This is a genomic window from Flavobacterium sp. (assembly GCF_049318325.1).
Taxonomy (GTDB): Bacteria; Bacteroidota; Bacteroidia; order Flavobacteriales; family Flavobacteriaceae; genus Flavobacterium.
In genome coordinates this window covers 1-8500 of record NZ_JBMOGQ010000103.1, presented here as the reverse complement: position 1 = coordinate 8500, position 8500 = coordinate 1, and the positions used below count along the sequence as shown (strand labels likewise).

The window sequence follows — 8500 nt, the reverse complement described above, 5'->3', positions numbered from 1 at the left end:
TTGAAGAATTTTCCGCCATTGTAAATGAAGAAATAGAAAAAACATTAAAAACATTCGAAGTTTAATTAAAAAAATAAAGTCATAGCAATAAGAAACAACAGAGGATATAGTCCTCGAGTAGAAAAAGTAGCTTCCCACCGAATAAATGAATTTATTCGTGGCGTTTCAGAAGTACGTCTAGTAGGTGAAAACATTGAGCCTGGAGTATTTAAATTATCTGACGCGATGCGTTTAGCTGAAGAGCAAGAAGTAGATTTGGTAGAGATTTCTCCAAATGCCGTTCCTCCTGTTTGTAAATTAATGGATTATGGAAAATTCATCTACGAGCAAAAAAAGAGAGACAAACAACTTAAAGCAAAGTCTACACAGATTGTTGTAAAAGAAATTCGTTTTGGTCCTCAAACTGATGAGCACGATTATGAATTTAAAAGAAAAAATGCAGAGAAATTTTTAAAAGAAGGTTCAAAATTGAAAGCGTTTGTTTTCTTCAAAGGACGTTCGATTATCTATAAAGAGCAAGGTCAAATTCTTTTATTGCGTTTGGCACAAGATTTAGAAGAGTTCGGAAAAGTGGAAGCCATGCCGATACTAGAAGGAAAGAGAATGATTATGTTCATTGCTCCGAAGAAGAAGACAAAATAATAAGGCAATAGCCAATAGGCAAAAGTTATAAAACTAATGGCTAGTGGCAAATTGCTTTTCACTCAAAAAAAGTAAGTAAGTTAAATTAAATAATCTAGGAAAAAATGCCTAAAATGAAAACAAAATCCAGTGCTAAGAAGCGATTCAAAGTAACTGGCTCTGGAAAAATCAAGAGAAAACACGCTTTCAAAAGTCACATCCTGACTAAAAAATCTAAAAAGCGTAAATTAGCTTTAACACACTCTGCTTTGGTTCACAAAACAGATGAGAAAAGCATCAAACAACAATTAAGAATTATCTAATTATTGACAATGTACAATTGACAATTTGTCAACTATCAATTATCAATTAAAAAATTCTTTAGGTTAAAAATTATTTAAATAACCTTGGAGTATGGCCACAAAGTTACCTTGATTAAATTCGGTACGCCTGCTACAAAAAAACAGAAAAATTATGCCAAGATCAGTAAATTCAGTTGCTAAAAGAGCAAGAAGAAAAAAGATAATGAAGCAAGCCAAAGGTTTCTTTGGTCGTCGTAAAAACGTTTGGACGGTTGCTAAAAATGCGGTTGAGAAAGCAATGTGCTACGCTTACCGTGATAGAAAAGTGAACAAAAGAAATTTCCGTGCTTTATGGATTCAACGTATCAACGCTGGAGCTCGTTTAGATGGAATGTCTTATTCACAGTTTATGGGGAAAGTAAAAGCTAACGGAATCGAATTGAACCGTAAAGTTCTAGCCGATTTAGCAATGAATCACCCAGAAGCTTTCAAAGCAGTACTTAAAAAAGTAAAATAAACGTTTGTACAATCTATTTAACTTACTTACAAATAGAAAAAGCTAGTCGAAAGATTAGCTTTTTTTATTTAGGAGCACATCGTTTGTCTTTCTTAGACCAGTCGTCCCGCTTTACACGCTGCATGCCGGAAGGCAGGGCAGCCAGTTCCAATCGGGGCTATTATTCAGGTTTCTTTTTCTTTGGGAAATATGGAAAAGGAATTCTAATTAAAAACTTCTTCTTTCTCTCCATCAAAACTGGCAAAAACCATACTTGGGTGTGAATCCTGATGATAAACATTTCCTTTGTTATCAATAGCTATTGCACCCGCAAAACCATCAAAAGGTTTTAGTTCATTAAAAGTTTTTTCGAATGCTTTTTCTAAAGTGAATCCATCAGTAACACGAGTTACAATTTTAGCTGCTACTGCCCCACTAACAATATCTTCACCGACTCCGGTCAAACTTACACCACAAAATTCATTAGCATAATTTCCGGCAACTGTTGCCGAATCCGATATTCTTCCCGGAATTTCAAAGCCTTTTCCACCTGTTGATGTCGCAACCGCAATTTTTCCATTTTCATCTAAAGCTACACAACCAACAGTTCCTATTCGTGTAGCAGCCAATTTAGCTTCATATTCTGAACGTCGTTGTGGAATTTCGGTAGAGAATTGTTTAAATCCGTTTGCTCTGGCAAAGTTAGTTGCGCCACTTCCTCCCAAAACTTTATCATCATAATTTAATAAAATTTGGGCAACTTGCACCGGATTTTTTACTTCTTCAATATTGATAACGCCACTCATTTTCATGGTAGAACCATCCATCAACGAAGCGCTCATTCTTATTTTACCATCCGCCTGAATTTGAGAACCAATTCCTGCGTTGAACAATTCGTCATCTTCTAAAAGTGAAACGGCATAAACCACAGTTTCCAAAGCGGTATGTGTTTTCAAATAGTCATAAGAATCTTTAACTATACGAAGCAAAGCTTGCTGTTTGGCAAGTTTCGTTTCGTTATTAGTAGAAGATTCCGAGAAAAATCCGCCGTGGATTATAATTTTAGACATCTTGGATTGTTAGATTGTTATAGAACTTAGCTTTTTAGATTTTCTAGACATCGATCTTTGACTTTCTAAAATTCATAGTAGTCTAAGCCAGTCTAAGTTAATCTAATCATCTAGACATATTGTGAAGATTTAATAGTCATTTTAAATGTAGTCAAGTCAAAAGTATCATTAATACTCATCACATGAGTTACAAGATGATTAATTGATATTGGTTGTCCTAATTCTACTTGCGTTAAGTTAGTGTCTTTTATTTCTTTTCCGTCAACCAAAATAACCAATCCCGAACCAATTGCTTCCATCATAGAATTATTCGTAATCAATAAACCGGTATCTTCTCCAAGTCCGATTCCCAGTACTTTTGGATTACCTACAACCGCTTGAAACAAACGTCCAATTCGGCCACGTTGCACAAAATGCGTATCGATAATCACACCGTCAATTAAGCCTAAACCGCTTGTAATTTTAACTTCTCCTTTAAGCAAAGCCTCACTGCTGCTTCCTTGATAAATCATATTATTTGAAGCTGCCGCTGCTCCAGCAGAAGTTCCTGCATATACAAAGTCTTCGTTGTGATATTTGTCTAATAAAATGTCATGAAATAGAGTGCCTCCAAGTATAGATGTCAATCGCAATTGATCGCCACCAGTAAACATAACTACATCTGCAGCTTTCAAACGATCCAAAACTTCAGGATCAGAAGCTTGTTCGCGACGCTCAATATTTAAAACATCAACATTATCAGCACCTAAATAGTGTAGTGCTTTTACATATTCTGGACCAATTTCTTTTGGAATTTTAGAAGCTGTTGTAATAACTTCAACGCGAGAATCCGTTTTATATTTTGATTCGTCAATGATTCTTTTTAAAATACCTGCTTCAAAAAAGTTTAAATTCTTTGCTGCATTTTTATCCAAATCCGTCTCGGTGAAACTGCCTTTATCAACAGCACCACCAATAATTATAAGTTTTCCTTGTATATTCATGTGAGTAAAAATAGCAAAATCTTACTACTTTAAAATCTTTTTTTTACTTTTTTGAAACCATTTATTAACTTACTTATCAAGAAAATGAATTTCTTAACCGTGCTTTCTAAAACCGAACTGAGCGGTGCTAAATTATACTATATTTGCCCAATGGAACTCAATCAGACACGCATCAATAAATTTCTTTCCGAATCGGGATATTGTTCTCGTCGGGAAGCTGATAAACTATTGGAAGAAGGACGAATTACCATTAACGGAGTTGTACCAGAAATGGGAACAAAAGTTTCTATAGATGATGAAGTTCGTGTGGACGGAAAACTGGTTCGGGAAAAAAGAGAGAAACCAATTTATCTGGCGTTCAACAAACCCGTTGGTATTGAATGTACTACTAACCAAAGTGTTCGCGATAATATTGTGGATTATATTAATTATCCAAAGCGTATTTTTCCGATTGGACGATTGGACAAAGCGAGTGAAGGCTTAATTTTTATGACTGATGATGGCGATATTGTGAACAAAATTCTGCGTGCCCGAAACAATCATGAGAAAGAATATATAGTCACAGTTAACAAACAAATTACAGATAGATTCATTCAAAAAATGAGTAATGGCATTCCTATTTTGGATACAGTTACCCGAAAATGTAAAGTAGAACAAATCAGTAAATTTGTCTTCAAAATAATCCTGACGCAAGGTTTAAATAGACAGATTCGGAGGATGTGCGAGTATCTTGATTATGAAGTTACGGCCTTGAAAAGAACGAGAATAATCAATATTTCTCTCGATGTTCATGTTGGCAGGTACCGTGAATTAACCGATGATGAGATCAAACAATTAAACAAATTAATTGAACCATCGAGCAAGACGGAAGAAGCCAGTCTGCCAAAAAACAAGTTTAAATAATAATGCTTAAAACAATTCTATACATAGCCATTGGTGGTGCTATCGGAAGCGTTCTTCGTTATCTGACAACGGTTTTTGTTTCTAAATTTTGGTCAAATCAGTTTCCGTTAGCAACATTAATTGCCAATGTTATCGGTTGTTTTTTAATTGGTTTATTTATTGGAATTTTATCCAAAAACAATTTAAATGATAGCCAATTAAAATGGTTTTTAGTAACTGGTTTTTGCGGAGGATATACTACTTTCTCTACATTTGGAATGGAGAACTATAACCTGTTTCAAAGCAACAATTCATTATTGGCATTTGGATACATGGCATTGAGCATTATTCTCGGTCTTTTTGCGGTTTGGTTCGGACTTTTACTATCCAAATAAAACTTAAAATCTCCTTAATCTTTATATACTGTATTTCATTTTTTAGTACATTCGCCAACGATGAAAAAAGAAGCTGTTTTAGCCATTCAAAATTTATTGGCAACACCAAAAAAAATTGCCATTATTCCACACAGAAGCCCTGATGGTGATGCTATGGGCTCTACATTGGGATTGTATCATTTTCTTTTAAAATTGAATCATAGCCCTGTTGTGATTTCACCAAACGAATTTCCAAATTTCCTAGCTTGGTTACCAGGCTCTGAAACTGTTTTGATTTATGAAAATAACAAAGAAAATTGCACCAAAATATTGAATGAAGCCGAACTGGTTTTTACATTAGATTTCAATGCATTACACAGAACAGGAGAAATGGAACAGGTTTTAAATAAACTTTCGGCGCCAATGATTATGATTGATCATCATCAAAAGCCAGATGTTTATGCAACGGTTACTTACTCTGACACTTCTATTGGTTCTACTTGCGAGATGGTATATAATATGATTTCGTATTTAGATAAAAAAGAAATGCTTGATAAAACTATAGCAACTTGTATTTACACCGGAATTACAACTGATACAGGTTCGTTTAGATTTTCTTCAACAACGAGTACAACACACCGAATTGTTGCTGATTTAATTGATTTGGGCATTAATAATAGTGCTATTCACAATTTATTGTTTGATGATAATTCAGCCAATAGATTACAACTTCTTGGAAGGGCTTTGCAAAACATAAAAGTCTTTCCAGAATATAAAACCTCTTACATTACTCTTTCGCAAAAAGAAATGGATGAATTTCAATATCAAAAAGGTGATACTGAAGGCATAGTAAACTATGGTTTAAGTATAAAAGGAATTCATTTTTCGGCGATTTTTATAGAACATCGTGACGAAAATATCATTAAAATTTCGTTACGTTCGCTAGGCAATTTTGATGTAAATCAATTCGCCAGAGAACATTTCAATGGTGGCGGGCATATTAATGCCGCTGGAGGAAAATCATACGAAAGCATGAAAGCAACTACTAATAAATTTGAAGAATTAATTTCAAAAATAACTATCTAAGAACATGAAAAACCTTTCGAAAATAGTGTTGCTTATTGTCGTTTTTATGACTTTGCTTAGTTGTAAACAGCAGCAACAGGCTCGAATGCCGATTTCGCGTTCATCGGGAACTTTTATGAAAGAATCGGCAGCACGAAATAAAAAATTAATCGCTGGGGAAGAAGGCAAAATTGACTCTATAATTAAGAGTAATCCCAAAATACAATACTTAGCATCAAAAAAAGGATATTGGTATCATTATCAAATCAAAAATGAAAACGATACGCTTCGTCCAAAAATAGGAGATGTAGCTCAGTTTGATTATGAAATAATGGATTTAAAAGGCAATGTGGTATATTCTGAAGTAGAATTACGTCCACAAACTTATCTTGTCGACAAACAAAATATCTTAATGGGATTGCGAGACGGAATCAAATTAATGCGTAAAAATGAAAAAGTAACTTTCCTTTTCCCTTCCCACATGGCTTATGGATATCGTGGAGATAACAAACTGATTAAGTCAAACCAACCAATCATTTGTACCGTTACTTTGAATGATTTTAAACCAAAAGAAAAAATAACACCTCAAGTTAATTTACAAAAAAATGAATAAAAATATTTTTCTTCTTTTAGCTGTTATCGGGTTATGTCTTACATCTTGTAAAGACGAATACAAAGACCTAAAAGATGGCTTATATGCCGAAATTGAAACCTCAAAAGGAACCTTTTTATTAGAACTTGAATACAAAAAAGCACCTATTATGGTAGCCAATTTTGTTACGTTAGCAGAAGGTAAAAACCAATTTGTATCTAAAGAATTTAAAGGAAAACCTTTTTATGATGGTTTGAAATTTCACCGTGTTATCTCTAAATCAAATGGTGATTCAGAAGATTTTATGATTCAAACCGGCGATCCATTAGGAAATGGTTCTGGTGATGCGGGTTACAAGTGCAGAGATGAATTTACCGATTTAAAACATAACAAACCGGGTGTTTTATCGATGGCGAACTCTGGTCCAAATACAAACAGTAGCCAATTTTTTATTACTTTAAAAGACACTCAATGGTTAGATGGAAAACATTCAGTTTTTGGTTGTGTTGTTGGAGACGGAATGACTATAGCCCATTCAATTGTTCAAGGTGATTATATAAAAAAAGTTACTATCATTAGAAAAGGAGAAGCAGTTAAGAAGTTTGACGCGGTAAAAATCTTTACAGATTATTTCAAAGCAGAAGCCGAAAATCAAAAGAAACAAGCTGCTATTGACGCTGAAAATAAAAAAATCTATGATGCAAAATATAAAATAGTCAAAGATAAAAAAGTTGAATATTTTAATGAATTAAAAAAATCATCAACCAAGACTTCATCAGGATTTAAATTCAAAATCACTCAGAAATCGACTTCAGAAAAACCAAAAGATGGAGAAACTGTGTATATAGAATACTCCGGATTTTTAGAAGACGGAACCCTTTTTGACACAAGCAATCCAAATGTTGCAAAAGAATTTGGTAAATTTGACGAGCAAAGAGCTATGCAAAACGGCTATTCAGCTTTACCTTATGAAATGGGTTCTAACAGAATGATTCCCGGATTTATAGAAGGCTTAAGTAAATTAAAAATGGGGGAAAAAGCCGTTTTCTTTATTCCTTTTACTCTTGGTTACGGTGAACAAGGTGCAGGAAATGTTATTCCTCCAAATGCTAACTTGATTTTTGAAGTAGAATTAAAAAATAATTGATAATTGATAATTGATAATTGATAATTGATAAGTAATAAAATAATTAATAATAAATCATGAGTAAAATTAAATTCAACATTCTTCTTTTGATTTGTCTAGGTATGATGAGTGCCTCAGCACAAACTAAAAAGGCACCAGCAGCAAAACCAGCAGCAAAACCAACTGGTACAAAGTTTACCGTATCTGAAAAAAAGTCGACAACACCTTCAACTGATCAGGGAATATTCGCTGAAATTGAAACTGCAAAAGGAAAAATCGTTATTCAATTAGAATATCAAAAAACACCAATTACTGTTGCTAACTTTATTTCGCTTGCAGAAGGAACAAATGCATCTGTAACTGATGAAAAATTAAAAGGAAAACCTTTTTATAACGGTTTGAAATTCCACAGAGTTATTGCTGATTTTATGATTCAAGGAGGCGATCCTCAAGGAAATGGTTCAGGAGGACCAGGCTATTCTTTTAAAGATGAATTTGTTGCCGAATTAAAGCATAATCGTCCAGGAATTTTATCGATGGCTAATTCAGGGCCAAAAACTAATGGTTCTCAATTTTTTATTACACACAAAGAAACACCTTGGTTAGATGGAAAGCATACCGTTTTTGGAAATGTAATCACCGGACAAGATGTGGTAAATAAAATTGCTCAGGATGATGTAATTGGTAAAATAACTATTGTTAGAAAAGGGGCTGATGCGAATAAATTTGATGCCGCAAAAACCTTTGCTAATTATATGGCTAACAAAGCTGATGATGATGCAAAAGATGCTGCTCTTGCTGCTGAAAATAATAAAAAGCAAGCTGAATTGGAAGCGCAAAAAAAAGCAGAGTACACTGCAAAATTTGGACCAGTTATGGCTGCAAAAGTTAAATATTTAAACGATATTAAAACTAATGCAACTGAAACAGCCAGCGGCTTAAAATACAAAATTATTAAGGCTGGTCCTGGAAAAAAACCTGTAGAAGGG

11 protein-coding genes are annotated in these 8500 nt (G+C 33.9%); 9 read left to right on the top strand and 2 right to left on the bottom strand.

Going from position 1 to position 8500, the window contains the following annotated elements:
* The first annotated feature begins 141 nt into the window (after positions 1–141).
* The 3 genes from infC to rplT all read left to right on the top strand — a co-directional run bounded on the left by infC (position 142) and on the right by rplT (position 1440).
* The gene (gene infC / locus ACOYLP_RS09345; RefSeq protein ID WP_422855906.1) at positions 142–642 is read left to right on the top strand and encodes a translation initiation factor IF-3; all 501 of its coding nucleotides are present in this window, start codon (positions 142–144) and stop codon (positions 640–642) included.
* A gap of 104 nt (positions 643–746) precedes the next feature.
* Positions 747–944, top strand: coding sequence for a 50S ribosomal protein L35 (gene rpmI / locus ACOYLP_RS09340; protein ID WP_011921545.1), 198 nt, complete (start codon positions 747–749; stop codon positions 942–944).
* Between the two features lie 151 nt (positions 945–1095).
* A complete protein-coding gene (rplT, locus tag ACOYLP_RS09335; RefSeq protein WP_422855903.1) occupies positions 1096–1440 on the top strand; it encodes a 50S ribosomal protein L20 in 345 nt (114 codons plus the stop codon).
* Between the two features lie 203 nt (positions 1441–1643).
* On the opposite strand, the gene ACOYLP_RS09330 is transcribed toward rplT, so the two are convergent.
* Both ACOYLP_RS09330 and ACOYLP_RS09325 read right to left on the bottom strand, forming a co-directional pair.
* Entirely contained in the window at positions 1644–2489 is an 846-nt protein-coding gene (locus tag ACOYLP_RS09330; RefSeq protein WP_422855902.1) for an isoaspartyl peptidase/L-asparaginase, read from the bottom strand.
* Positions 2490–2599: 110 nt separating this feature from the next.
* On the bottom strand, positions 2600–3472 hold the full coding sequence (locus ACOYLP_RS09325; protein WP_422855901.1) for a cyanophycinase: 873 nt from the start codon (positions 3470–3472) through the stop codon (positions 2600–2602).
* A gap of 150 nt (positions 3473–3622) precedes the next feature.
* Between ACOYLP_RS09325 and rluF the strand changes: the two genes are divergently transcribed.
* From rluF to ACOYLP_RS09295, 6 genes are all read left to right on the top strand, one after another.
* Positions 3623–4375 carry a 23S rRNA pseudouridine(2604) synthase RluF gene (gene rluF / locus ACOYLP_RS09320; RefSeq protein WP_422855905.1) on the top strand — a complete coding sequence of 251 codons (753 nt, stop codon included), beginning with the start codon at positions 3623–3625 and terminating at the stop codon, positions 4373–4375.
* Positions 4376–4377: 2 nt separating this feature from the next.
* Positions 4378–4749, top strand: a complete 372-nt coding sequence (gene crcB, locus ACOYLP_RS09315) for a fluoride efflux transporter CrcB (protein ID WP_422855900.1) — start codon at positions 4378–4380, stop codon at positions 4747–4749.
* Positions 4750–4809: 60 nt separating this feature from the next.
* Positions 4810–5814 carry a DHH family phosphoesterase gene (locus ACOYLP_RS09310; RefSeq protein WP_422855899.1) on the top strand — a complete coding sequence of 335 codons (1005 nt, stop codon included), beginning with the start codon at positions 4810–4812 and terminating at the stop codon, positions 5812–5814.
* Positions 5815–5818: 4 nt separating this feature from the next.
* The gene (gene gldI / locus ACOYLP_RS09305) at positions 5819–6406 is read left to right on the top strand and encodes a gliding motility-associated peptidyl-prolyl isomerase GldI (protein ID WP_422855898.1); all 588 of its coding nucleotides are present in this window, start codon (positions 5819–5821) and stop codon (positions 6404–6406) included.
* A complete protein-coding gene (locus ACOYLP_RS09300) occupies positions 6399–7532 on the top strand; it encodes a peptidylprolyl isomerase (RefSeq protein WP_422855897.1) in 1134 nt (377 codons plus the stop codon). The genes gldI and ACOYLP_RS09300 overlap by 8 nt, the downstream gene beginning before the upstream one ends.
* A 65-nt stretch (positions 7533–7597) precedes the next feature.
* A partial coding sequence (locus ACOYLP_RS09295; protein WP_422855904.1) for a peptidylprolyl isomerase occupies positions 7598–8500 on the top strand: 903 nt, incomplete at its 3' end.